This window comes from Pseudomonas sp. NPDC078700, from assembly GCF_044542375.1.
Classification (GTDB): Bacteria; Pseudomonadota; Gammaproteobacteria; order Pseudomonadales; family Pseudomonadaceae; genus Aquipseudomonas.
This window is the reverse complement of the sequence record NZ_JBITUI010000009.1, coordinates 48,129-71,938: the sequence shown is the minus strand read 5'-3', so window position 1 is coordinate 71,938 and position 23,810 is coordinate 48,129. Positions and strand designations below refer to the sequence as shown.

Sequence of the window (23,810 nt, the reverse complement as noted above, 5' to 3'; positions counted from 1 at the left end):
ATTTTGGTTGTGTATACGAAGCGCATAGCGCCCCTAAAAAGGGGCGCCATTATGCAGATGCAATGCACCGCCCGCCAGAGTGTGAACGGTGCAAATGATAAAACTATGTCAGCGCCCGACTAAAAAAATGATCCCAACTCAGTGAGCGCAGCTTATTGCACCTCTGCAAGCTCGATAATTTCGTAGTCATGGCTGATTTCAACCCCACCGCGAGCGAGCATGATTGAGGCCGAGCAATATTTCTCGGCAGACAGTTCGACCGCGCGTTTGACCTGCGCTTCTTTTAAGCTGCGGCCCTTTACCACGAAGTGCAGGTGAATCTTGGTGAAAACCTTAGGCTCCTCACCGGCACGGTCGGCGTCAAGAAACACCTCGCAGCTTTCAACCGCCTGCCGTGACTTCTTGAGAATGCTCACTACATCGAAGTTGCTGCAGCCGCCTAAGCCTATCAGCACCATTTCCATGGGCCTTACACCGAGGTTACGCCCACCGCTTTCAGGAGGACCATCCATAACCACCGCATGGCCGCTACCCGACTCACCAATAAATAGGGCTTCACCGGCCCATTGAACGCGCGCTTTCATAACTAAGCCTCCGCTGATGAAAAGTCCGGCAGCTTAGCACAGCGCCGTAAACACTCGGCTATAGCCTCACTTTGAAGAAAGTTCAACTCAATGTTGTTAGCTGGGTCGCAAAATGAGGCTGTGTAAGATAGTGTTGATTAAGCTGACGCCACTTTACTGGCACACTAGCTCGCATAACTAATAAGAAAACGCCTCCAAGACAAAGGCACACATTTTTATATTTCGGGACTCGGGCATGGTCGCTATAACCCTTACACCTAAAATAAAGAACCTCGACAAGCTTCTTGCACATTGTCATCGCCGTCGTTACACGGCAAAAAGCACCATTATCTATGCGGGTGATCGCTGCGAAACCCTGTTCTTCATTGTAAAAGGCTCGGTCACGATCCTGATTGAAGATGACGACGGTCGCGAGATGATTATCGCCTACCTCAACTCCGGAGATTTTTTCGGTGAGCTGGGTCTGTTTGATAAAGAAGGTGCCGATAAAGAGCGCAGCGCATGGGTTCGGGCAAAAACCGAATGTGAAGTCGCTGAGTTGAGCTACACCAAGTTCCGCGAACTTACAGAACAGGACCCTGATATCCTTTATGCACTGGGCAGCCAGATGGCTGAACGCTTGCGCAACACCACGCGCAAGGTGGGAGACTTGGCATTTTTAGATGTCACCGGACGTGTGGCCCGCACTCTGCTTGATCTATGCAAACAACCGGATGCTATGACTCATCCGGATGGCATGCAGATCAAAATCACGCGTCAGGAAATTGGCCGGATTGTCGGCTGCTCTCGCGAGATGGTTGGTCGGGTACTCAAAGCACTGGAAGAACAAGGCTTGGTCCACGTCAAAGGCAAAACCATGGTTGTTTTTGGTACGCGCTAATAACGCCAACCCAAAAGCACTATAAAAAAACCGCTACTCAGGAGCACTGAAGTAGCGGTTTTTTTTAACCTGTTTGCCTAGTCGACATCAAGGTTGCTGCTGACTAACTGTTTACGCTCTGGGAAAAACAGCCGCTCCAACTCAACGCCTGGCTTTTCTGCACGCATAAAGATCTCACCGACCAAAAATGCATACACCTCGTTGATTTCCATCAGCTCAACATCAGCGCGGTTGACGATCCCACTCTCTGTCACCACCAAACGCTCACGCGGGACTCGCGTCAATAAGTCCAGAGTTGCATCCAGATTGACTTCGAAGGTATGCAAGTTGCGGTTATTGATTCCAATAAGCGGTGTATCCAGCGTCTTCAGGGCACGCTCCAGCTCATCGCCGTCGTGCACTTCGACCAAGACATCCAGGTTGAATGATTTGGCGGTATCTGCCAGCTCAGCCATCTGCACATCGTCCAGCGCCGAAACAATCAGCAGCACACAATCGGCACCCAATGCGCGCGACTCGATGATCTGGTAAGGATCAATCATAAAATCCTTACGGATCACCGGCAGTGAACAGGCGTTACGTGCCAATTGCAGAAAGTGATCAGCCCCCTGGAAGAAGTCGATATCAGTCAGTACTGATAAGCAGGTAGCACCGCCATCCTGATAACACTTGGCAATTTCTGCTGGGTTAAAGTCTTCGCGGATCACACCCTTGCTTGGCGAGGCTTTCTTAATCTCAGCAATGACTGCTGGCTCCTTCAGAGCCGCTTGCTCAAGTAGCGCTCGCGCAAAGCCACGCGGCGCATCTGCCGAACGGGCATCACGCTCCAGCTCATCGAGGGCTGTGATGCGCTTGCGAGCTGCAACCTCTTCAGCTTTACGCGCAAGAATTTTTTCCAGAACTGTTGGCACGCTCACCCTTCGTTCTCCTGTTTAAATACTGCTGTAAATGATGCCAGCTCTTCCATTTTTTCGCGCGCAAGCCCAGTGCACAGAGCATCGTGGGCTAACTGCACGCCCTCTTTGAGAGTGCTTGCCAAGTCAGCGGCATACAACGCCGCACCAGCATTTAGTGCTATCAGGTCAGCAGCTTTTTCGCCGGCCTCAGTTTTGCGTTTACCCAGCGCATCACGAATCAATGCAAGCGATGCCTCAGGGCTGTCGACCGTAAGGCCGACCAGACTTTGACTCTTTAAGCCTAGGTCTTCTGGGAGAACTTGGTACTCGCTGATTTGACCATCTTTCAATTCAGCAATATGAGTGGCTGCCGCGAGGCTGAACTCATCCAAACCGTCCCGTGAATGCACCACCAAGATATGCTTGCTACCCAAGCGCTTGAGCACCTCGGCAAGCGGCCTGCACAAAGCCTGGCTGAATACGCCAACGACCTGATGCTGGACACCCGCAGGATTGGTCAGCGGGCCAAGCATATTAAATAAAGTGCGCAAGCCAAGTTCACGGCGCGGCCCTGCAGCATATTTCATCGCCTTGTGGTGCACCTGAGCGAACATAAAGCCCACACCCACGCTATCAATGCAGCGGGCGACCTGCTCTGGGGTCAAATTTAAATAGATGCCTGACGCTTCGAGTAAGTCGGCGCTGCCACTTTTGCCCGAAACAGCACGATTACCATGCTTGGCAACCTTGCCTCCAGCTGCTGCGACAACGAAGGTCGCCGCAGTTGAAACGTTGAAAATATTCGCACCATCACCGCCAGTGCCCACGACATCGACCACATGGTCCAAGGTCGGCAACACCACATGACTGGCCAATTCACGCATTACCGAAACCGCACCGACAATTTCATCAATGCTTTCGCTCTTCATGCGCATCCCCATCAGGAATGCGCCAATCTGCGCCTCGGTGCATTGGCCCGTCATGATTTCCCGCATGACGTCCTGCATTTCCTCGGTGCTCAGATCAAGCTGGCTGACAATCCGGTTAAGGGCTTGTTTGATGTCCATCAGCGCATGCCTCCTTGCTGTTTTAGGAAGTTGGCAAAAAGCTCATGGCCTTGCTCGGTAAGAATTGATTCAGGGTGAAACTGCACCCCTTCGACATTCAATGTCTTGTGACGCAGGCCCATGATTTCATCGACTGCCCCGTCTTCGATTTGGGTCCAGGCTGTCACCTCAAGGCAGTCAGGCAAGGACTCACGCTTCACTACCAAGGAGTGATAACGAGTCACGGTCAGTGGATTATTAAGCCCAGCGAACACCCCTTTATCCAAGTGATAAACCGGGCTGGTCTTGCCATGCATGACTTGGCGCGCACGCACAACATCGCCACCGAAGGCCTGGCCGATACTTTGATGCCCCAAGCACACACCCAGCAGCGGCAACTTCCCTGCGAAGTGTTTAATCACCTCAAGTGACACGCCCGCTTCATTCGGCGTACAAGGCCCCGGCGACACGACGATGCGGTCAGGCTTGAGCGCCTCAATCTCGGCCAGGGTCAATTCGTCATTGCGTACAACTTTTACATCCTCACCCAACTCACCGAGGTACTGCACCACGTTGTAGGTAAAGGAGTCGTAATTATCGATCATCAGTAGCATGGCAGGCTCCTCAGTGAGATTGTTCAGCTAGGGCAACAGCACGGAACATGGCGCGACGCTTATTCAGCGTTTCTTCCCACTCCAGTGCTGGCACTGAGTCGGCCACGATGCCCGCACCGGCCTGCACGTGCAATTCGCCATCTTTGATTACGGCAGTACGAATGGCGATGGCAGTGTCCATATTGCCATTCCATGCCAGGTAACCCACTGCACCGCCGTAGACGCCGCGCTTGACTGGCTCGAGCTCATCAATGATTTCCATGGCCCGGATTTTTGGTGCCCCGGACAACGTACCTGCTGGCAGGATAGCCCGCAGTGCATCCATCGCACTTGAACCCGCCTTAAGCTGACCAGTGACATTGGAAACGATATGCATCACGTTTGAATAACGCTCAATCACCATTTTTTCGGTGAGTTTGACGCTGCCAGTCGTGGCCACTCGCCCCACATCGTTACGCCCCAAATCAATCAGCATCAAGTGCTCGGCAATTTCTTTGGCATCGGACAACAAGTCCTCTTCCAACGCCAGATCAGCTTCCTCATTGGCGCCACGCGGGCGCGTGCCGGCAATAGGTCGAACCGTGATGAGGTTATCTTCCACGCGCACCAGCACTTCAGGCGAACTGCCCACAACGTGGAAGTCACCAAAATTGAAGAAGTACATATAAGGCGTCGGGTTGATGCAGCGCAGTGCACGGTAGAGGTCAATCGGCGCGGCCTTGAAAGGAATCGACATGCGCTGGGATATCACCACCTGCATGCAATCACCCGAGAGAATGTACTCTTTAATAGCGCCGACCGAACGCTCGTAATCTTCCCGGCTGAAACTCGAGCGAAACTCGGGTTCAGCGCCTGCAGCGGCGTTCAAATCTACGCCCAGTCGCGGAGTGATCGGTTGACGTAGCTTTTGCAAAATTTCTTGCAGATGGGCCTGAGCTTGCTCAAACGCATCATCCTGGGCTGTGTCAGCCAATACGATCGCGTGCATCTTGCCTGCGAGGTTATCGAACACCACGACGGCATCGGACACCATTAGCAAGATATCCGGCGTACCGAGCGGATCTGGATTGGCTGACTTGGCTAAGCGCTTTTCAACGTAGCGAACGCTGTCGTATCCAAAATACCCAACCAGGCCACCATTAAAGCGTGGCAACCCCGGCAGCGTCGGAACCTTGTAGCGCTCTTTGAACTGCTCAACAAAGTCCAGCGGATCTTCGCACTCATGACGCTCGGTTTCGATGCCGTCGACACTGATAATGACGGTGTGATCGAAAGCGCGCAGTACTGTTCGTGCAGGCAATCCGATAATGGAGTAACGCCCCCATTTTTCGCCGCCCTGAACGGATTCAAGCAAATAGCTATTGGCTTGATCGGCAAGCTTCAGGTAGATCGACAGCGGTGTGTCGAAGTCAGCAATGGTTTCGTGGGCAACAGGGATACGGTTATAGCCGGACGCGGCCAAACGCAGGAATTCTTCGCGGATCATGATCTGCCTCGTGGTTTGAGGGTAAAACGGTCGTGTGCAAACGCGCCGGCTAACCGGCCAATATCAATTCAGAGGCGCCAGCGCCAACGGGCCAGGGCCTTGATGATTTTCATTCCAGCTCGTTCAAGCCAGAGTTTGCAGGTAACCACCACGGGGGAAATCTCTTAGACGTGGATTAAAGTCAGGCAACACTAGCGCAGGCGCCGGGTCTAATCAACCCGGCGATGCTTCGCAATCAAAGGAAATCAACGGTATCAGGCCACGAAGGTTATCCAAGACCCAGGCAGGGCTCTCCTCGCTGACAGGCCGGCCGTGGTTATAGCCATAGCTCATTGCCACGCACGGAACGCCCGCAGCCTTGGCGGCAAGCACGTCATTACGTGAGTCACCGACGAATAACGCCTGATTATCAGCAACCTGAGCCATGTGCATTACATGCAAGAGTGCCGCAGGGTCGGGTTTTTGCTGCGCCAGAGTGTCACCACCAATAATCCAGCGGAAATAACCACCCAAACCTTTTTCATCGAGCAAGGGGCCGACAAAACGTTCAGGTTTGTTGGTCACAACAGCCATCATCACTCCCTGCTCATGCAGCCAGTCGAGCGTTTCGACGACCCCCGCATAAACCTGTGTGAGCTGGTGGTTGTCAGCATATGCCTGCATAAAGATTTCCAGCGCGGGAGCCGCTTGCGCCTCATCAATATGCTCATGCGCCATCCCCCCCGCCAATGCACGACGCACCAGAACGCGAGCGCCATTACCAATCCAGTGACGTACATTCTCGATACCGGCAGGCGCACGATCCAGCGCCAGCAGGGTTTTATCAAGGGCCGCGGCGAGGTCCGGGGCTGAATCAATCAGCGTGCCATCAAGGTCAAACATCACCAGCTTAGGCAGTTTGCCTGCAAGTGCCGCGCGCAAAGGCATCAGCGCTTTACCTGCGCCAACTCAGCACGCATGGCATCGATAACGCTGCGGTAGTCCGGTTGATTGAAGATCGCCGAGCCCGCAACAAAAGTGTCCGCGCCCGCTTGAGCGATTTCACGAATATTCCCGACGTTGACGCCGCCGTCGATTTCCAGACGAATGTCGTAACCACTGGCATCGATCAACGCACGCGCCTCACGCAGTTTGTCCAGTGTGCCGGGGATGAACTTCTGCCCACCAAACCCTGGGTTAACGCTCATCAGCAAGATCATATCGACCTTATCCAGCACATGCTTGAGCACGCTCAGTGGCGTCGCAGGGTTGAACACTAAACCCGCTTTACAGCCACCATCGCGAATTAACTGCAGCGACCGGTCAATATGCTCGGACGCCTCTGGGTGGAAAGTAATGTAGCTGGCACCCGCCTCAATAAAGTCGCCAATAATACGATCTACCGGCTTGACCATTAGATGTGCATCAATGGGGGCGGTAACACCGTACTTTCGTAGCGCTGCGCAAACCATAGGTCCAATCGTTAGATTGGGTACATAGTGATTGTCCATAACATCAAAGTGAACAATATCGGCACCCGCTGCGAGGACGTTATCCACTTCCTCACCCAAGCGGGCAAAATCTGCAGAAAGGATCGACGGGGCGATGGCAAAGGGCTGCATGGCTAACCTCAAAGAAACACACGGATTGCGCGAATTGTAGCAGCCCACACTAAGCTTTTGCCGCGCAAATGACCGCTTACACCTGCACACCGAAACAGCTAGGCTGAATCACTCTGGCAGCTGGGGATTATAATTTATGTTGTTGCGCGCAATTTCTTTCGCTTTAAGTCTATTGATTAGCTCGCTGGCGCTAGCCGGGAATGATGCCAAAACCGACACCACGTTACCGGCAAAAGCTGCACAAACGCCTATCACGCGCCCGGCACTTGGTCAGCGCAGCCAGGCAGAAACGGCCGCACTCGAACGGCAGCTAGCGGCCAATGAACAGCAGCAGCTTAAAACTCAAGCAGACGATGGGTTTCTAGCCTTATGGCGCCCCGCCAACACCGGGAACCCCAAAGGTGCTGTGGTTTTAATTCCAGGAAACGATGAAAGCGCAGACTGGCCGATTGGCATTGGTCCACTTCGGCGCAAACTGCCGGATACTGGCTGGGGCAGTCTGAGCCTGACACTTCCTGACGCCGAAACAACACCATTATCCAAAACCAAAGATGAGCCTGCCTCCAGCCCAGACACGACGACAGAAACCACCTCCAAGGCTGAGCCTGTCGAGCCACAGGGAGGACAACAGGAAAAGCCTGGTGCACCCGCAGAGGCAACGTCTGATCCTGCCGAACAAGATGAAGACACAACTGCCGCCATCGCCCCAAAAGACGACACATCGGAAACAGTCCAGCAAGGGTACACCGAGCAGGTATTTGCGCGCATAGCAGCGGGCATTACGTTCGCCCAACAACAAGGTGCCAAGACCGTTGTGTTGGCGGGCCAAGGAACTGGGGCGTACTGGGCCGCCCGCTACCTTGCAGAGCAACAGCCGCCAAACGTGACTAACCTGCTGCTGGTTTCAGCGCAAGAGCCCGACAGTTTCAGTCCGGACTTGGTGGCAGTGATCAGCGAGCTAAAATTGGCTGCTGGTGATTTTTATTACAGGGACCAAGCCGTCGAGCGCAATGCTGCAAAACAACGCTTGAATGCAGCAAAGAGACAGAAACAAACGGCCTACATACAGATTGCAATGAACTCACTGCCCGGCAACCGAGAGGTTGAGCAGGAGCAGTTATTTCGGCGGATCAAAGGTTGGTTGAACCTGCATTTGCAAAGCAAGCCCAACCTTGAGCAATAGGGCCTGCAGCAAAGGTCAAAAAGAACTCAAAACCCGCGACGTTGGCGTACCAGGCTGTAGGCTTGCTGCAACTCACGGGTTTTATCTGTAGCAACACGCACCTGCTCTGCGCTGGCACCACTGCCCAGCAACTTATCCGGATGATGGCGACTCAACAGCCGTCGATAGGCACGCTTGATATCTGCAGGATCACTATTAGCTGTAACCCCAAGCAGCCTAAGTGCTTGCTGGTAGCCCGACTGAACGGACATTGGCTGGCGCGGCCCTGCCCCAGTGCGCAGCGCCTCGTTAGCACTGACCGACACGCCCAACCAAGTGCCCCAGAGCAAAATCAGCTCACGCTCAGAGCGGCTTACCGGGCCAGCAGCAGCGACCATACGCCAGCAAGCACTCAGCAAAGCCGTGGCATGCCGCGCCTGGCCCCGCAAGGGCGTGCGTAGATTGTCACGCCCGGTTTTACCTCTGGCAAATGCCTCAATTGCGCGGCGCTGGGCGGCGGCATCGAGCCTCAAACGCTGCATTTCCACGCGCACCTGCTCGATATGCTGTTGGCGTACCCGACCATCACATTTAGCTAAGCGCCCCAGCATGATGAACAGTAATTCATCATTTTCAGCCTGGGGCGATCCGCCAATACGCTCTCGCAGTTGCGCCCAACTGGACAAACGCAAACGTCTATCGACAACCTGGCCAAGCAATGCGCCCAGTAAACCGCCAGGAATGCTGGCAATAGCAAACCCCGCAGCAGCCCCTAATACGGTGCTTGGCCAAATCACGTCAGTACTCCTGCGCCAATAGCTGTTCAACATCGGCTAAACGCTCATGCGTACCGACATCTATCCAGCGCCCGACAAAATGCTCACCACTGACCAAACCCTTTGTCATTGCCTCACGCAACAGCGGCGCAAGCTTAAAGGCTTTTGGTTCGCAGCCCGCAAACAACTGCGCGGATAACACGGCAATGCCGCTGTAAGTGAGACAGGACTGCCCCTTTACGCCATCACGAACTGTGTTGTCCTGCTGCAGATTAAAGTCGCCCTGAGTGTGGTGCTGGGGGTTATCGACCAACACCAAATGCGCTAAGCCATCAATTGGCTTGTGTAGATCAGCAAAATTGTAATCGGTAAACACATCGCCATTAACCACCAGAAACGGCTCATCCCCCAGCAGTGGTAGAGCGCGATAAATCCCCCCGCCCGTTTCCAAGGGTTCACCTTCAGCGGAATAGCGAATGCTCACACCAAACCGACTGCCGTCGCCGAGATGGTTCTCGATTTGTTGCCCCAGCCATGCATGGTTGATCACCAACTCAGTGAACCCCGCCTTGGCCAAGGCATTGATGTGGTACTCAATCAATGGCACGCCAGCCGCACGCACCAGCGGTTTGGGCGTATGCAGTGTCAGCGGACGCATGCGCTCACCCTTACCGGCGGCTAGAATCATCGCCTTCATAACGGGCTCACCGGCTTGGCTGCCTGAGGCAGACTGGCAAATAATTGCGCCAGTTCAGCTAACTCCGGACGACGCTGGATAACTGCATTGATGTAAGCAAAAAACCTTGGGACATCGGCAACATACTTGGGCTTGCCATCGCGATGACAAATACGCGCAAAAATACCGATGACCTTTAAGTGGCGCTGTACCCCCATCAGGTCACTTGCCCGCAAAAAGTCTTCAACATCCGCCTGCACAGGAACGCCCGCAACCCGCGCCTGCTGCCAATAACCCTCAAGCCACTGCCGCACCTGAGGCTCTGGCCAACTAAGAAAAGCATCCTTGAACAAGCACGTCACGTCATAGGTCACGGGACCATAGACTGCGTCCTGAAAATCAAGCACGCCAGGATTCGGCTCACTTATCATCAGGTTGCGCGGCATAAAATCGCGATGAACCAATACCTTCGGTTGGGCCAGGGCGCTGTCGATCAACATGGCACTGATCCGGTCCCATGCAGCTTGCTGTTGAGCATCGAACTCAGTTTCCAAGTGATGTTTTACATACCACTCAGGGAACAGATCTAGCTCACGCCGCAACAACGCCGTGTCATAGCTGGGCAGCGCCGTATCCATCGGCAACTGCTGAAGCGCCAGCAGCGCTTGCAGAGCATCGGCGAACAAAGCATCGGCGTTCTCAGCGGTTATGACATCCAGGTAGGTTTGAGTACCCAAATCATTTAACAACAAAAAACCTTGCGCAAGATCTTCAGCCAAAATTAGCGGAACATTCAAATTTGCACGCTGCAGCAAGGCTGCAATTTTCACAAATGGCCGACAATCTTCATTGGGCGGCGGTGCATCCATGACGATAAATGTGTGATTTTCACCCTGCCAGCGAAAATAACGACGAAAGCTTGCATCACTGCTAGCAGAGGTCATTGTAGCGGCCGGAACCGCCCCCCAGCCTTGCTCTGCAAACACATTTGGCAGTTGTTGATCGAGCCATTTATCCATCAGTTGAAGCCGTATATCTTCTTTATGCATTACAAGGGTCTCCGACGGCCCTAGCCGTTGCGCGGGTCATGCTTTATTATCCAGCATCTTTTAAAGCCCATCGAGAGGCGTGCGGCCTCTGGGCCATTAGCGCGCAGGAAGCCCGGAAAAATAAGATGGCAGTAAAATACCCCGCTATTCGTAAAAAATTCCCACTTCTGGTGACTAGTGGCCTGCTGGCCCTGCAACCTGTTGCCAGTCAATTTGCTGTAGCAGCCGAGCAGTTTGACTGTGCGGCGTCTGCGTCTGGCGGTTGGGCGTGTAGCCCAAAAACTGCTGATGCCTCAGTCCCTGCACGCCCGGTTCATAATGAATCAAACCTCAGTGCACCTGCTACTTCAGATACCAGCACTGGCGGTAAAGTTGCAGCTGCGGCTGTCGGCACCAAGCTTGTGACTGAAAGTGAAGGCAAAGGTTTGACATCGCGCAGCGCAGATTACAGTCATTTGGACTGGGTGCCGCGGGAAAAGTTAACCGAAGCACAGCTTGCGGAGACGGCCCCCTACTGTTCAGGTGCGTATGTTGAGCCTGAGCGCCCGGGCATGAATGACGATACGCCTTTAAATCAAGCGCCAATGTTCGTCTCAGCCAAAGCTTCGCGCTACCAGCAAGAAGAGCAAATTGCCACCTTGGCAGGCAATGTAGTGCTACGCCAAGCGAGCATGCAGGTTGAAGCTGATGAAGCCAACTTGCGACAAGCCGAGAACATTGGTGAGCTGAACGGCAACGTTCGCTTGCGCGATAAAGGCGCACTGGTTGTCGGCGATCACGCTGAGCTACAACTGGATAACGGCGAAGCCAAAATCGATAACGCCGAATATGTCATGCACCGTGGCCATATCCGCGGTAATGCGCTGTACGCAAAGCGTGAAGAGACCGCGATTATCCGCCTCAAAGATGGCACTTATACCAGTTGCGAACCTGGCAGCAATGCCTGGCACCTGAAAGGCAACAACATCACCCTGAACCCAGCCACAGGCTTCGGTACGGCGACTAACGTTACCCTGCGGGTCAAAGATTTCCCGGTGTTCTACACACCGTACATCTATTTCCCAATTGATGACCGTCGTCAGTCAGGCTTTTTGCCGCCGACCATTGGTAGTTCAAGCGACAACGGCTTTGAACTGCAGACGCCTTACTATTTCAACCTTGCACCCAACTACGACGCCACCCTATACCCAACGTATATGAGTGACCGTGGCTTGTTGATGGAAGGTGAAGGCCGTTACCTGACTAAAAACAGCGAAGGCCAGATCGGGGCCGCCTACCTCAATGATGAGAATGATGACCGCAAGCTGCAGTCTGACTACAGCGACACCCGCTGGATGTACAGCTGGCAGCATAAAGGCGGGCTGAATGACCGTCTGCTGGCTGAGGTCGATTACACCGACATCAGCGACCCATATTATTTCCAGGATCTGAACACCGACCTGGGTATTGATACGCCGGACTTCGTCAACCAGCGCGGCACGCTGACTTACCGAGGTGACAGTTACACCGCTCGCCTCAATGCTCACGCGTATGAACTGGCAACTATCAGCGATATCACGCCCTATAACCGCCTGCCGCAAATCACCTTGGATGGCAAACTGCCATTCCAGCCAGGTGGTGTGCAGTTTGCTTATGGCACTGAGCTGGTTCGCTTCGACCGTGATCTGCGCAGTGGCAACTACATCGACGATGAAGGCAACCCAGAACGCCGCCTCGACGAAAACATTCGCGGCCTGGCTCGCGCCAACGGTGACCGTTTGCACCTTGAGCCTGCCGTTAGCTTGCCGCTGGACTGGAGCTGGGGCTTTATCAAGCCACAGGCTAAATACCTGTACACCAACTACGATCTGGACCTGGACAGCCAAGGCAAATCAACACTGCTACCAGACGAGAAATATGACAGCACGCAGAATCGCGGTGTTGGCATGCTCAGCGTTGATAGCGGCCTGTACTTTGACCGCAACACTCAATGGTTCGGCACCAATTATCGCCAGACTCTTGAGCCGCGCCTGTTCTACCTCTATGTACCTGAAGAAGATCAAACGGATATCCCAGTATTCGATACGGGTGAAACCACTTTCAGCTACAACTCGCTGTTTCGTGAAAACCGCTTCTCCGGTAAAGATCGCATCGGCGACGAGAACAAACTTTCGCTGGGCGTGACCAACCGCTGGATCGAAGACAATGGCTTTGAACGTCAGCGCTTCAGCATTGGCCAGGCCTTCTATTTTGCTGACCGCAAAGTACAGTTGCCAGGCATTGACTACAAAACCCGTGACGACGCCCAAGCTTCAGTATCGCCTTACGCGCTTGAGTACTTGTATCGCTTCAACCGCGACTGGCGCTTTAGCTCGGACTTCAACTGGGATCCGGACAGCCACAGCACTCGCTCGGGCAGTGCCATGTTCCACTACCAGCCTGAAGATAATCCGAACAAGGTTATCAACGCCGGCTATCGCTATCGCAACGACACCGTTCGTTACGACCAAAGCACCGGCAACTGGGTGGTTGGTGGCGGTGACTACGGCACGCCGGGCACCCCGAACTACATCGAGAACTACTACAAGATCAGCCAGCATGATTTCTCGGTCATCTGGCCAATTGTTCCGCAGTGGAGCGTGATTTCGCGCTGGCAGTATGACTACGGCCGTAACCGTACCTTGGAAGCCTTTGGTGGCTTTGAGTACGACAGCTGCTGCTGGAAACTGCGTTTAATTAATCGTTACTGGATCGACAATGACGAAGTAAGCCAGACCCCATCGTTCAACGATGAGCCTGATCGCGGCATTTTCCTGCAGATCGTACTTAAAGGCTTGGGCGGCGTGACTGGCAATAAAACTGAATCTTTCCTCGATCAAGGCATTCAAGGTTATCGTGAACGTGAAGACAAAGCTTTCTGATTACGTGCGCCCCCTGTTATTGGGCGCGATGTTAATAGGCACTGCGGTACAGGCTGAAGTACAACCGCTGGATCGCGTAGCAGCTATCGTCGATAACGACGTGATCATGCAGAGCCAGCTTAATGCGCGCATTGGTGAAGTTCAGCAGACGATCTCCAAACGCGGCTCAACATTGCCGCCAGAGCACGTGCTGCAACAGCAGGTATTGGAACGTCTGATTATTGAGGACATCCAACTACAGATTGGTGAACGCTCGGGTATTCGCATCACCGATGAAGAGCTCAACCAGGCTATCGGCACCATTGCCCAGCGCAATGGTATGAGCGTTGATCAATTCCGGGCTGCCTTGAATAAAGACGGCTTGTCATTTGACAACGCTCGGGATCAGGTACGCCGTGAAATGATCATCAGCCGCGTGCGTCAGCGCCGGGTTGCAGACCGTATCCAGGTGACCGACCAGGAAGTCCAGAACTTTCTAGCCTCGGACCTCGGCAAAATGCAGCTCTCTGAAGAGTTTCGTCTGGCCAATATCTTGGTACCCGTGCAGGAAAGCGCATCACCTGAGCAAGTTCAGGCCGCGGACCGTCAAGCTCAAGACCTCTACCAGCAATTGCAACAAGGTGCCGACTTCGCCCAGCTAGCAATCGCCCGCTCGTCTAGCGAAACCGCGCTGGAAGGCGGCGAAATGGGCTGGCGCAAAGCCGGCCAATTGCCCCCCCCATTCGACAGCATGCTTAGCACCATGAAAGCAGGTGAAGTGACTGAACCTGTGCGTACACCTGGCGGTTTTATCATCATCAAGCTGCAAGAAAAACGCGGCGGCGGTGCTCAGGTACGTGACGAAGTCAGTGTTCGCCATATCCTGATCAAGCCAAATGCAATCCGTAGCGATGCTGAGAGCCAACGCTTAGCCGAACGCCTTTATGAGCGAATCAAAGCCGGTGAAGACTTTGCCGAACTGGCAAAAAACTATTCCGAAGATCCGGGTTCAGCACTTAATGGCGGCAAACTTGACTGGATTGATCCAAGTGCCTTGGTGCCTGAGTTCCGTGAAGTCATGGATTCAACCCCAAGCGGGGAAGTCTCCAAGCCATTCAAGTCGCGTTACGGCTGGCACGTTCTTGAAGTCATGGGCCGCCGCGCCACAGACAGCAGCGAGCAGATGCGCAAACAGCAAGCTCAAACGATTCTTCGTAACCGTAAGTACGACGAAGAACTGCAAGCTTGGCTGCGGCAGATCCGCGACGAGGCTTACGTAGAAATCAAACAGTGACAGCGCAACGCTTCGCACTGACGCCTGGTGAGCCAGCAGGCATAGGTCCCGACCTATGCCTGCTGCTTGCCCAGCACGCCCATCCCCATCCGCTAATTGCGATTGCCAGCCACGCGCTGCTTACCGAGCGCGCTGCAATACTTGGCCTGAATATCCAGCTCATCTGCATTAGCCCTGATGCTTGGCCAGCCCAAGCCGCAGCCGCTGGCAGTCTGTATGTTTGGGATACCCCTTTAGCTGCGCCAGTAACTGCAGGCCAACTGAATCCAGCCAATGCTGGCTATGTACTCGAAACCCTGACCCGCGCAGGCCAAGGCTGTCTTGACGGCCACTTCGCCGGAATGATCACCGCCCCCGTGCATAAGGGCGTGATCAACGAATCCGGCATTGCCTTCTCTGGTCACACCGAGTTTCTGGCTGAACTCACGCAAACAGCGCAAGTGGTGATGATGCTCGCGACTCATGGGTTGCGTGTAGCCTTAGTCACTACTCACCTGCCGCTTAAAGATGTAGCCGCAGCCATTACCGACGAACGCCTGACCCGAGTCACGCGCATCCTGCACAGCGACCTGCGCACTAAGTTCGGCCTGGAAAATCCACGCATTCTGGTTTGCGGCCTGAATCCGCATGCAGGAGAAGATGGCCACTTGGGCCGTGAAGAGATCGAGATAATCGAGCCTGCTCTAGAGCGCCTGCGCACACAAGGCATGCAACTGATCGGCCCTCTGCCTGCCGATACACTATTCACCCCCAAACACCTCGACCATTGCGATGCGGTGTTGGCGATGTATCACGACCAAGGCCTGCCGGTACTTAAATTCAAGGGTTTTGGTGCCGCAGTGAATATCACCCTGGGCCTACCTATTATCCGCACCTCGGTGGATCACGGCACCGCCCTGGATCTTGCCGGTAGTGGCAAGATCGACAGTGGCAGCATGAATGTTGCACTGCAAACCGCCTATGCCATGGCTGCCAGTCAGTTACGCGCTTAATAGCTGACGCCCTGTTAAACTAGGCCACAATCAATATTCTTTATATCTGCTTTAAGCTTAGCTTGACGCTTGGAGCTGCTTTAATGCCTGAGAGCGACTAATGTCCGAGAGCTACCAACACCGCGCGCGCAAGCGCTTTGGCCAGAACTTTCTGCACGATGCAGGGGTTATCCACCGCATCCTGCGCGCCATTCACGCTAAAGAAGGCGAGCACCTGCTGGAAATTGGTCCGGGCCAAGGTGCACTAACCGAAGGCCTGCTAAACAGCGGTGCACAGCTGGACGTGATTGAGCTCGATAAAGACCTTATCCCGATACTGCAAGGCAAGTTTGGCAGCGAGCCGCGCTTTCGCCTGAATCAAGGCGATGCCCTGAAGTTTGACTTCAACCGGCTTGAGGCACAGCCCCATAGCCTTCGAGTCGTCGGCAACTTGCCGTACAACATCTCAACCCCACTGATATTCCACTTGCTGAACAATGCCGCGCTGATACGCGATATGCACTTCATGCTGCAAAAGGAAGTGGTTGAGCGTCTGGCCGCAGGCCCAGGCGGTGGCGATTGGGGCCGCCTATCAATCATGGTCCAATACCATTGCCGGGTTGAACACTTATTCAATGTGGGGCCTGGCGCGTTCAATCCCCCTCCTAAAGTTGACTCTGCAATTGTTCGCTTGGTCCCGCACGAAGTGCTGCCGCATCCGGCCAAAGACCATAAGCTGCTAGAGCGGGTTGTGCGCGAGGCCTTTAACCAGCGCCGCAAAACGCTGCGCAATACCCTTAAGGCTTTATTGCCTGCCAGTGCAATTGAAGCCGCTGGAGTTGACGGCAGTCTGCGACCTGAACAGCTCGATCTCGCGGCATTTGTACGCCTTGCCGACCAACTGGCCGAGCAGGTTACAGAGACTGCAACCGGTCAAAGCTGAACAATTCACCATTAGGCACACGGCTTGATGCTTTAACCCATCGTTGATCCAGCCCACAGGTTTGTAGCATGTCAGATTCGCCTTATCAGATAGACGTCAGCGTAGTGACTCACTACCTGCCGGAACAATCTCAGATCGAGCAGAGCCGTTTTGCATTCGCTTACACCGTGACCATCACCAATAACGGTCAATTGGCCGCGAAACTGATATCGCGACACTGGCTGATTACTGATGGCGAGGGGCGCGTGCAAGAAGTACGAGGCGCTGGAGTCGTCGGCGAACAACCGCTGATTGCCCCCGGGCAAAGTCACACCTATACCAGCGGTACAGTTATGACGACGCGCGTGGGCACCATGCAAGGCAGCTATCAGATGATTGCTGAAGACAGCACACCCTTTGATGCCAATATCTTGCCATTTCGGCTCGCAGTCCCGGGTTCTTTGCACTAATGACAACTTATGCCGTTGGCGACCTGCAAGGCTGCCTGAAACCGCTTAAATGCTTACTCGAACGAGTCGCCTTCGATCCTGCTAAAGATCAGCTATGGCTGGCGGGAGACTTGGTTAACCGTGGTCCGGAATCCTTAGCCACGTTGCGCTTTCTGTATAGCATGCGCGATTCAATCATCAGCGTCTTGGGCAACCATGATCTACACCTTCTGGCGGTGGCGCAGAACATCGAGCGCCTGAAGAAGTCCGACACCCTGCAAGAGATCCTTGATGCGCCGGACCGAGACACCCTGCTCGACTGGCTGCGCCAACAAAAACTCATGCACTACGACGCCTCGCGCAATATGGCAATGGTTCATGCCGGTATTGCACCGCAGTGGAGCATCGAAAAAGCCCTCAAGCTCGCCGCCGAAGTAGAAGAGGTATTACGCGACGACAGCCGCCTCAAAGAGTTTCTCGATGGCATGTATGGCAATGAGCCGAGCCTGTGGGATAACCAACTCGGTGGTGTTGCGCGCCTACGGGTGATCACCAATTACTTCACCCGCATGCGTTTTTGCAAAGCGGACGGCACCCTCGATCTTAAAAGCAAGGAAGGCCTGGACACGGCACCAGCAGACTATCAGCCGTGGTTCAGTCATAAACAACGCAAAAGCATCGGGACCAAAATTATCTTTGGCCACTGGGCCGCACTGGAAGGTAATTGTCCAGAGCCCGGCCTGTACGCACTGGATACCGGCTGCGTATGGGGTGGCGCTTTGACAATGATGAATATTGATAATGCTAAACTACACCGCTGTGAGTGCAGCGAGGAAAAGTAATGAGTGAATTCAAGCGAATCTCCCCAGAGCAAGCCCATGCACTGCGCCAGCAAGGTGCTGTGGTAGTCGATATTCGCGACCCAGACAGTTTTGCGGCTGGGCATATCAGCGGCTCGCAACATCTTGATAACCACTCGCTGGTCGACTTCATAGCCCAAGCAGACCTCGACCACCCACTGATCGTCTCCTGCTACCATGGCAACTCCAGCCAAGGCGCTGCGGCCTACCTGATTGGCCAAGGTTTCACGGATGTGCACAGCCTAGATGGTGGCTTTGAGTTGTGGCTTGCCCGCTTCCCGGATGAAACCAGCACGTCAGCTCAGGAATAATTTTTTACATCACCCTAAGCCCCATCAGATAAGGCTTAGCGCCCTGATTGGTCGTTTCCATCACAAGGATATGGCCACTTGGCACTTGATCTCCGTGATTACCAACTATCATTTATCTTAGGCCATCTAAATACCAAGTAGAGCCTGCCAACCGGCATCCGGGCCATCGGTATGATTAGGGACCTTATGAAAACTGTAGCAAGCGGAGGCGATGCCAAACATTAGGGTACGAGAACACGCACTTTACTGAGGTTTCTTAAGCCAACCCCGGTAAATACGTGTTGAGCACTTTGATAACGGCACACCTCTAGTGCAACAACTTTCTGAGGTTCAGTAGGTGTTCTGGGGGGATATCTGTGGCTGGTAACTCAGCCAACCGCCAGCGCCTGCACGACCGATCCCGAGCCGTCTCTGAACATCGAGCGAGGTGAAGTCATGAGCATTTTCAGTCACTTCCAACAACGTTTCGAATCGACACGCCAGGAAGAGCTGTCTCTGCAGGAGTATCTCGAGCTATGTAAGCAGGATCGCAGCGCTTACGCCTCGGCAGCAGAGCGCTTATTACTGGCGATTGGCGAACCAGAACTTCTCGATACATCCAGCAATTCGCGATTATCGAGAATATTCTCGAACAAGGTGATCCGGCGCTACCCGGCCTTCGCCGACTTCCACGGCATGGAAGAATGCATCGATCAGATCGTGTCCTATTTCCGCCACGCCGCTCAGGGCCTCGAGGAAAAGAAACAGATTCTCTACCTGCTCGGACCGGTAGGCGGTGGTAAGTCTTCGCTGGCCGAAAAACTCAAACACTTGATGGAAAAGGTGCCCTTCTATGCCATCAAAGACTCGCCAGTGTTTGAGTCACCGCTCGGCCTATTCAGCGATGCCGAAGACGGTGCGATCCTCGAAGAAGAATATGGGATTCCCCGACGCTACCTGAACAGCATCATGTCGCCCTGGGCCACCAAGCGCCTCGCTGAGTTCGGCGGCGATATCAGCCAGTTCCGCGTAGTCAAACTCTACCCATCGATTCTCAAGCAAATTGCCGTTGCCAAAACTGAGCCGGGCGATGAGAACAACCAAGATATTTCAGCACTGGTCGGCAAGGTCGATATCCGCAAGCTCGAAGAGTTTCCACAAAATGATGCCGACGCCTACAGCTACTCAGGCGCTCTGTGCCGGGCCAACCAGGGCATGATGGAGTTTGTCGAGATGTTCAAGGCACCGATCAAGGTGCTCCACCCATTGCTCACCGCCACCCAAGAAGGCAACTACAACAGCACCGAGGGTCTCGGAGCTATTCCGTATAACGGCATCCTGCTGGCCCACTCGAACGAGTCGGAATGGCATAGCTTCCGTAACAATAAGAATAACGAAGCGTTTATCGACCGGATTTACATCGTCAAGGTGCCCTATTGCTTACGTGTCAGCGATGAAATCAAGATCTACGACAAACTGCTGGTTAACAGTTCCTTGGCCAATGCCCACTGTGCGCCTGACACCCTGAAGATGCTGGCCCAGTTCTCGGTGTTATCGCGCCTCAAAGAGCCTGAGAACTCGAATATCTATTCGAAAATGCGTGTCTACGACGGTGAAAACCTCAAAGACACCGACCCCAAAGCCAAGTCGATCCAGGAATACCGCGACAGTGCAGGCGTCGATGAAGGCATGAACGGCCTCTCAACTCGTTTCGCCTTCAAGATTCTGTCAAAGGTATTCAACTTCGACGCTAATGAAGTCGCTGCGAACCCGGTGCACTTGCTCTACGTCCTCGAACAACAGATTGAACAAGAGCAATTCCCCGCAGAAGTACGCGAGCGCTACCTGCGCTTCATCAAGGAATACCTGGCACCGCGCTATATCGAGTTTATTGGTAAGGAAATCCAAACCGCCTACCTCGAGTCCTACAGCGAGTATGGTCAGAATATCTTCGACCGCTACGTGCTATACGCTGACTTCTGGATCCAGGACCAGGAATACCGCGACCCGGAAACCGGTGAGATCCTCAACCGGGTAGCCCTCAACGAAGAACTTGAAAAAATTGAGAAGCCAGCAGGCATCAGCAATCCAAAGGATTTCCGCAACGAGATCGTCAACTTTGTACTGCGTGCCCGGGCAAACAACAATGGCAAAAACCCGACGTGGCTCAGCTATGAAAAGCTGCGCGTGGTCATCGAGAAGAAAATGTTCTCCAACACCGAGGATTTGCTACCGGTAATCAGCTTCAACGCCAAGGCCAGCAAAGAGGATCAACAAAAGCACAACGACTTCGTTACGCGCATGGTTGAACGTGGCTACACCGATAAGCAAGTTCGCCTGCTGTCCGAGTGGTATCTACGGGTACGTAAATCGCAGTAACCGAGGCCCGCAAGCCAGACGGTTAGCGGGTTGCTGCAGGCACTTATACGCCTGCCAGCCATAGAGGTGCCTGAGGCTAATATCCCCCAGGCGCTCTCTAAGGAGAAGTCATGAGCTATGTGATCGACCGACGCCTAAATGGCAAGAACAAGAGCACGGTAAACCGTCAGCGGTTTTTGCGACGTTACCGCGAGCACATAAAAAAAGCGGTTGAAGAAGCCGTCAGCCATCGCTCTATTACCGATATGGAGCACGGTGAGCAAATCAGCATCCCTGGCCGCGATATCGATGAACCGGTGTTGCACCATGGTCGCGGCGGCAAACAAACCACCGTACACCCCGGCAATAAGGAGTTTTCAACCGGTGACCGCATACCCCGCCCCCAAGGGGGCGGTGGTGGTCAGGGCAGCGGCAAAGCCAGCAACTCTGGTGAGGGCATGGATGAGTTTGTCTTCCAGATCACTCAGGAAGAGTTTCTCGATTTTATGTTCGAAGACCTCGAACTGCCCAATCTGGTAAAACGCCATCTAACCGGCACCGATACCTTCAAAACGGTACGCGCAGGTATCAGCAGCGAAGGAAATCCATCACGCATCAACATCGTGCGCACCCTGCGCTCAGCCCATGCCCGACGCATTGCCTTATCGGGCAGCAGTCGGGCTAAACTCAAAGTTGCTCAAGCTGAACTTGAACGTCTAAAGCGCGAAGAACCTGACAATTTCGGCGATATTCAAGCCATTGAAGAAGAAATCAGCAAGCTGCATGCGCGCATCAATCGCGTGCCGTTTCTCGATACCTTTGACCTTAAGTACAACCTGCTGGTCAAGCACCCCAACCCCAGTTCAAAAGCCGTGATGTTTTGTTTGATGGATGTTTCCGGCTCAATGACTCAAGCCACCAAAGACATTGCCAAGCGCTTCTTCATCCTGCTTTACCTGTTTCTTAAACGTAATTACGACAAAATTGAGGTGGTGTTTATTCGCCATCACACCAGCGCACGGGAAGTGGATGAAGAAGAATTCTTCTACTCCCGTGAAACTGGCGGGACCATTGTGTCCAGCGCCTTAAAACTGATGCAAGAGGTCATGGCCGAGCGCTACCCGGTTAATGAATGGAACATCTACGCCGCACAGGCCTCGGACGGCGACAACTGGAATGACGACTCGCCCGTGTGCAGGGACATTCTCATAAACCAGATCATGCCGTTCGTGCAGTACTTCACTTACGTCGAGATCACCCCGCGCGAGCATCAGGCGCTGTGGTACGAATACCAGCAAGTGAGTGAAGCCTTTGCTGACACATTTGCTCAGCAGCAGTTGGTGACTGCCGGTGATATTTATCCGGTTTTCCGCGAACTTTTTCAGCGCAGGCTAACAGCATGACAACTCATGAGCAGGCCGCCCCCGAAAGAAAGCGTCAGCCCATCTCAACTGGCTCAGAGTGGACCTTTGAGCTGATTCGCACCTACGACCGTGAAATCAGCAGGTTGGCCGAACGCTATGCCCTGGATACCTACCCCAACCAGATCGAGGTCATCACCGCCGAACAAATGATGGATGCTTACGCGTCCGTCGGCATGCCGCTGGGCTATCACCACTGGTCCTACGGCAAACAGTTTCTTTCCACCGAGAAGAACTACAGCCGTGGGCAAATGGGGCTCGCCTACGAAATTGTTATTAACTCCGACCCCTGTATCGCCTACCTCATGGAAGAAAACACCATGTGCATGCAGGCTCTGGTCATCGCCCATGCCTGCTACGGCCACAACAGTTTTTTCAAGGGCAATTACCTGTTCCGCACCTGGACCGATGCCAGCTCGATTATCGATTACCTAGTATTCGCCAAGCAGTACATCACGCAATGCGAGGAACGCCACGGCATTGATGCGGTTGAAGACCTGATCGACTCCTGCCATGCCCTGATGAATTACGGGGTAGACCGTTACAAACGCCCGTACCCAATCTCCGCCGAAGAAGAGCGTCGCCGCCAGAAAGAACGCGAAGAGCACCTGCAAAAGCAGATCAACGACCTCTGGCGCACGATTCCCAAAGGCGCGAGCAAAGACAGCGACAAAGACGACAATCGCTTCCCCTCCGAGCCCCAGGAAAACATTCTCTACTTCTTAGAAAAACATGCGCCATTGCTTGAACCCTGGCAGCGCGAAGTGATTCGTATCGTGCGTAAAATCGCCCAATACTTTTATCCACAGCGCCAGACTCAGGTCATGAATGAAGGCTGGGCGACCTTCTGGCATTACACACTTATGAACGACCTCTATGACGAAGGCCTGGTCACTGAAGGTTTCATGATGGAGTTTCTGCAATCGCACACCAGCGTGGTCTACCAGCCCGCCTTCGACAGCCCTTATTACAGCGGTATTAACCCGTACACCTTAGGCTTCGCGATGTATTGCGATATCCGCCGGATCTGTGAAAAGCCAACAGAGGAAGACCAACGCTGGTTCCCGGAAATAGCCGGCAGTGACTGGCTTAGCACCCTCAAATTTGCCATGCACAGCTTCAAGGATGAAAGCTTTATCCTGCAGTACTTGTCGCCAAAAGTGATCCGCGACTTAAAGTTATTCAGCGTGCTTGATGACGACCAAAAGGATGAATTGCTGGTACCGGCCATTCACGATGACAACGGCTACCAAATCATTCGAGAAACACTTGCCGCGCAATACAATCTGGGCAACCGAGAACCCAACGTGCAGATATGGAGCATTGATCGCCGCGGTGATCGCTCGCTGACTTTGCGTCATCAACAACACGACCGCAAACCACTGGGCGACTCGACCGAAGAAGTCCTCAAGCACCTGCATCGCCTATGGGGATTCGACATCCACCTTGAAGTGATGCAAGCCGACAAACTGGTCAATAGCCAGCACGTGCCGCCTAAGAAAGACACTGAGCGCGAAGGCGATTACCCACGGCTCGACCTGGTAATCCCACCCATTTGACCGGTTGTGCCTTATTCACACGCTAAAGATCATCAGG

21 protein-coding genes and 1 pseudogene are annotated in these 23,810 nt (G+C 53.8%); 12 read left to right on the top strand and 10 right to left on the bottom strand.

The genetic code is table 11. The features are described from left to right. Positions 1-152: 152 nt before the first annotated feature. Positions 153-584 (bottom strand): OsmC family protein, encoded by a 432-nt coding sequence (locus ACIGCM_RS22660; RefSeq protein WP_397504325.1) that lies wholly within the window; start codon positions 582-584, stop codon positions 153-155. Positions 585-819: 235 nt separating this feature from the next. Between ACIGCM_RS22660 and crp the strand changes: the two genes are divergently transcribed. Beyond that, positions 820-1,464, top strand: coding sequence for a cAMP-activated global transcriptional regulator CRP (crp, locus tag ACIGCM_RS22655; RefSeq protein WP_010486147.1), 645 nt, complete (start codon positions 820-822; stop codon positions 1,462-1,464). Between the two features lie 77 nt (positions 1,465-1,541). Here the strand turns inward: crp and trpC are convergent, their stop codons facing one another. The 6 genes and pseudogenes from trpC to rpe form a co-directional block, all read right to left on the bottom strand. Further along, positions 1,542-2,381, bottom strand: a complete 840-nt coding sequence (gene trpC / locus ACIGCM_RS22650; RefSeq protein WP_397504324.1) for an indole-3-glycerol phosphate synthase TrpC — start codon at positions 2,379-2,381, stop codon at positions 1,542-1,544. Further along, positions 2,378-3,427 carry an anthranilate phosphoribosyltransferase gene (trpD, locus tag ACIGCM_RS22645; RefSeq protein ID WP_397504323.1) on the bottom strand — a complete coding sequence of 350 codons (1,050 nt, stop codon included), beginning with the start codon at positions 3,425-3,427 and terminating at the stop codon, positions 2,378-2,380. The genes trpC and trpD overlap by 4 nt, the downstream gene beginning before the upstream one ends. Beyond that, positions 3,427-4,020 carry an aminodeoxychorismate/anthranilate synthase component II gene (locus ACIGCM_RS22640; RefSeq protein WP_397504322.1) on the bottom strand — a complete coding sequence of 198 codons (594 nt, stop codon included), beginning with the start codon at positions 4,018-4,020 and terminating at the stop codon, positions 3,427-3,429. The genes trpD and ACIGCM_RS22640 overlap by 1 nt, the downstream gene beginning before the upstream one ends. A gap of 10 nt (positions 4,021-4,030) precedes the next feature. Continuing rightward, positions 4,031-5,506 carry an anthranilate synthase component I gene (gene trpE / locus ACIGCM_RS22635; protein WP_397504321.1) on the bottom strand — a complete coding sequence of 492 codons (1,476 nt, stop codon included), beginning with the start codon at positions 5,504-5,506 and terminating at the stop codon, positions 4,031-4,033. A 68-nt stretch (positions 5,507-5,574) separates the two neighbouring features. Further along, positions 5,575-6,433, bottom strand: a pseudogene (locus tag ACIGCM_RS22630) (phosphoglycolate phosphatase). Then, the gene (gene rpe / locus ACIGCM_RS22625) at positions 6,433-7,107 is read right to left on the bottom strand and encodes a ribulose-phosphate 3-epimerase (protein ID WP_397504320.1); all 675 of its coding nucleotides are present in this window, start codon (positions 7,105-7,107) and stop codon (positions 6,433-6,435) included. Before rpe ends, ACIGCM_RS22630 begins: the two are co-directional and overlap by 1 nt. A 136-nt stretch (positions 7,108-7,243) precedes the next feature. Between rpe and ACIGCM_RS22620 the strand changes: the two genes are divergently transcribed. Beyond that, positions 7,244-8,290, top strand: a complete 1,047-nt coding sequence (locus tag ACIGCM_RS22620) for an alpha/beta hydrolase family protein (RefSeq protein WP_397504319.1) — start codon at positions 7,244-7,246, stop codon at positions 8,288-8,290. Between the two features lie 26 nt (positions 8,291-8,316). Here ACIGCM_RS22620 and ACIGCM_RS22615 read toward each other — a convergent pair whose 3' ends face one another. The 3 genes from ACIGCM_RS22615 to ACIGCM_RS22605 are packed head-to-tail and all read right to left on the bottom strand — an operon-like array spanning position 8,317 to position 10,770. Beyond that, entirely contained in the window at positions 8,317-9,066 is a 750-nt protein-coding gene (locus tag ACIGCM_RS22615) for a DnaJ domain-containing protein (protein WP_397504318.1), read from the bottom strand. Position 9,067: 1 nt separating this feature from the next. Beyond that, a complete protein-coding gene (murU, locus tag ACIGCM_RS22610; protein ID WP_397504317.1) occupies positions 9,068-9,742 on the bottom strand; it encodes an N-acetylmuramate alpha-1-phosphate uridylyltransferase MurU in 675 nt (224 codons plus the stop codon). Beyond that, entirely contained in the window at positions 9,739-10,770 is a 1,032-nt protein-coding gene (locus ACIGCM_RS22605; protein WP_397504316.1) for an aminoglycoside phosphotransferase family protein, read from the bottom strand. Before ACIGCM_RS22605 ends, murU begins: the two co-directional genes overlap by 4 nt. 125 nt (positions 10,771-10,895) lie before the next feature. Here ACIGCM_RS22605 and ACIGCM_RS22600 point away from each other — a divergent pair, with 125 nt between their 5' ends. The 10 genes from ACIGCM_RS22600 to ACIGCM_RS22555 all read left to right on the top strand — a co-directional run bounded on the left by ACIGCM_RS22600 (position 10,896) and on the right by ACIGCM_RS22555 (position 23,773). Continuing rightward, a complete protein-coding gene (locus tag ACIGCM_RS22600) occupies positions 10,896-13,670 on the top strand; it encodes an LPS-assembly protein LptD (RefSeq protein WP_397504315.1) in 2,775 nt (924 codons plus the stop codon). Further along, complete coding sequence (locus tag ACIGCM_RS22595) at positions 13,645-14,943, top strand: peptidylprolyl isomerase (RefSeq protein ID WP_397504314.1); 1,299 nt, start codon at positions 13,645-13,647, stop codon at positions 14,941-14,943. Before ACIGCM_RS22600 ends, ACIGCM_RS22595 begins: the two co-directional genes overlap by 26 nt. Next, the gene (gene pdxA / locus ACIGCM_RS22590; protein ID WP_397504313.1) at positions 14,940-15,935 is read left to right on the top strand and encodes a 4-hydroxythreonine-4-phosphate dehydrogenase PdxA; all 996 of its coding nucleotides are present in this window, start codon (positions 14,940-14,942) and stop codon (positions 15,933-15,935) included. Before ACIGCM_RS22595 ends, pdxA begins: the two co-directional genes overlap by 4 nt. A gap of 100 nt (positions 15,936-16,035) precedes the next feature. Then, positions 16,036-16,857 (top strand): 16S rRNA (adenine(1518)-N(6)/adenine(1519)-N(6))-dimethyltransferase RsmA, encoded by an 822-nt coding sequence (gene rsmA / locus ACIGCM_RS22585; RefSeq protein WP_397504312.1) that lies wholly within the window; start codon positions 16,036-16,038, stop codon positions 16,855-16,857. Between the two features lie 68 nt (positions 16,858-16,925). Continuing rightward, positions 16,926-17,306 (top strand): Co2+/Mg2+ efflux protein ApaG, encoded by a 381-nt coding sequence (gene apaG / locus ACIGCM_RS22580; protein ID WP_397504311.1) that lies wholly within the window; start codon positions 16,926-16,928, stop codon positions 17,304-17,306. Beyond that, the gene (locus ACIGCM_RS22575; protein ID WP_397504310.1) at positions 17,306-18,127 is read left to right on the top strand and encodes a symmetrical bis(5'-nucleosyl)-tetraphosphatase; all 822 of its coding nucleotides are present in this window, start codon (positions 17,306-17,308) and stop codon (positions 18,125-18,127) included. Before apaG ends, ACIGCM_RS22575 begins: the two co-directional genes overlap by 1 nt. Further along, complete coding sequence (gene glpE, locus ACIGCM_RS22570) at positions 18,127-18,456, top strand: thiosulfate sulfurtransferase GlpE (RefSeq protein WP_397504309.1); 330 nt, start codon at positions 18,127-18,129, stop codon at positions 18,454-18,456. The genes ACIGCM_RS22575 and glpE overlap by 1 nt, the downstream gene beginning before the upstream one ends. Before the next feature lie 435 nt (positions 18,457-18,891). After that, positions 18,892-20,814 carry a PrkA family serine protein kinase gene (locus ACIGCM_RS22565; protein ID WP_397504308.1) on the top strand — a complete coding sequence of 641 codons (1,923 nt, stop codon included), beginning with the start codon at positions 18,892-18,894 and terminating at the stop codon, positions 20,812-20,814. A gap of 110 nt (positions 20,815-20,924) precedes the next feature. Next, positions 20,925-22,196: a YeaH/YhbH family protein gene (locus ACIGCM_RS22560; protein WP_397504307.1), complete on the top strand. Its 1,272-nt coding sequence runs from the start codon at positions 20,925-20,927 to the stop codon at positions 22,194-22,196. Continuing rightward, positions 22,193-23,773 (top strand): SpoVR family protein, encoded by a 1,581-nt coding sequence (locus ACIGCM_RS22555; RefSeq protein WP_397504306.1) that lies wholly within the window; start codon positions 22,193-22,195, stop codon positions 23,771-23,773. Before ACIGCM_RS22560 ends, ACIGCM_RS22555 begins: the two co-directional genes overlap by 4 nt. Positions 23,774-23,810 lie beyond the last annotated feature (37 nt).

Bases quoted from the DNA above. Each gene is read 5' to 3' on its own strand.
- ACIGCM_RS22660 (WP_397504325.1), bottom strand. From the start codon at position 584: ATGAAAGCGCGCGTTCAATGGGCCGGTGAAGCCCTATTTATTGGTGAG.
- rpe (WP_397504320.1), bottom strand. From the start codon at position 7,107: ATGCAGCCCTTTGCCATCGCCCCGTCGATCCTTTCTGCAGATTTTGCC.
- ACIGCM_RS22605 (WP_397504316.1), bottom strand. From the start codon at position 10,770: ATGCATAAAGAAGATATACGGCTTCAACTGATGGATAAATGGCTCGAT.
- ACIGCM_RS22620 (WP_397504319.1), top strand. From the start codon at position 7,244: ATGTTGTTGCGCGCAATTTCTTTCGCTTTAAGTCTATTGATTAGCTCG.
- ACIGCM_RS22555 (WP_397504306.1), top strand. From the start codon at position 22,193: ATGACAACTCATGAGCAGGCCGCCCCCGAAAGAAAGCGTCAGCCCATC.
- trpE (WP_397504321.1), bottom strand. From the start codon at position 5,506: ATGATCCGCGAAGAATTCCTGCGTTTGGCCGCGTCCGGCTATAACCGT.
- ACIGCM_RS22640 (WP_397504322.1), bottom strand. From the start codon at position 4,020: ATGCTACTGATGATCGATAATTACGACTCCTTTACCTACAACGTGGTG.
- ACIGCM_RS22565 (WP_397504308.1), top strand. From the start codon at position 18,892: ATGAGCATTTTCAGTCACTTCCAACAACGTTTCGAATCGACACGCCAG.
- crp (WP_010486147.1), top strand. From the start codon at position 820: ATGGTCGCTATAACCCTTACACCTAAAATAAAGAACCTCGACAAGCTT.
- glpE (WP_397504309.1), top strand. From the start codon at position 18,127: ATGAGTGAATTCAAGCGAATCTCCCCAGAGCAAGCCCATGCACTGCGC.
- rsmA (WP_397504312.1), top strand. From the start codon at position 16,036: ATGTCCGAGAGCTACCAACACCGCGCGCGCAAGCGCTTTGGCCAGAAC.
- trpD (WP_397504323.1), bottom strand. From the start codon at position 3,427: ATGGACATCAAACAAGCCCTTAACCGGATTGTCAGCCAGCTTGATCTG.
- apaG (WP_397504311.1), top strand. From the start codon at position 16,926: ATGTCAGATTCGCCTTATCAGATAGACGTCAGCGTAGTGACTCACTAC.
- ACIGCM_RS22575 (WP_397504310.1), top strand. From the start codon at position 17,306: ATGACAACTTATGCCGTTGGCGACCTGCAAGGCTGCCTGAAACCGCTT.
- murU (WP_397504317.1), bottom strand. From the start codon at position 9,742: ATGAAGGCGATGATTCTAGCCGCCGGTAAGGGTGAGCGCATGCGTCCG.
- ACIGCM_RS22560 (WP_397504307.1), top strand. From the start codon at position 20,925: ATGAGCTATGTGATCGACCGACGCCTAAATGGCAAGAACAAGAGCACG.
- ACIGCM_RS22600 (WP_397504315.1), top strand. From the start codon at position 10,896: ATGGCAGTAAAATACCCCGCTATTCGTAAAAAATTCCCACTTCTGGTG.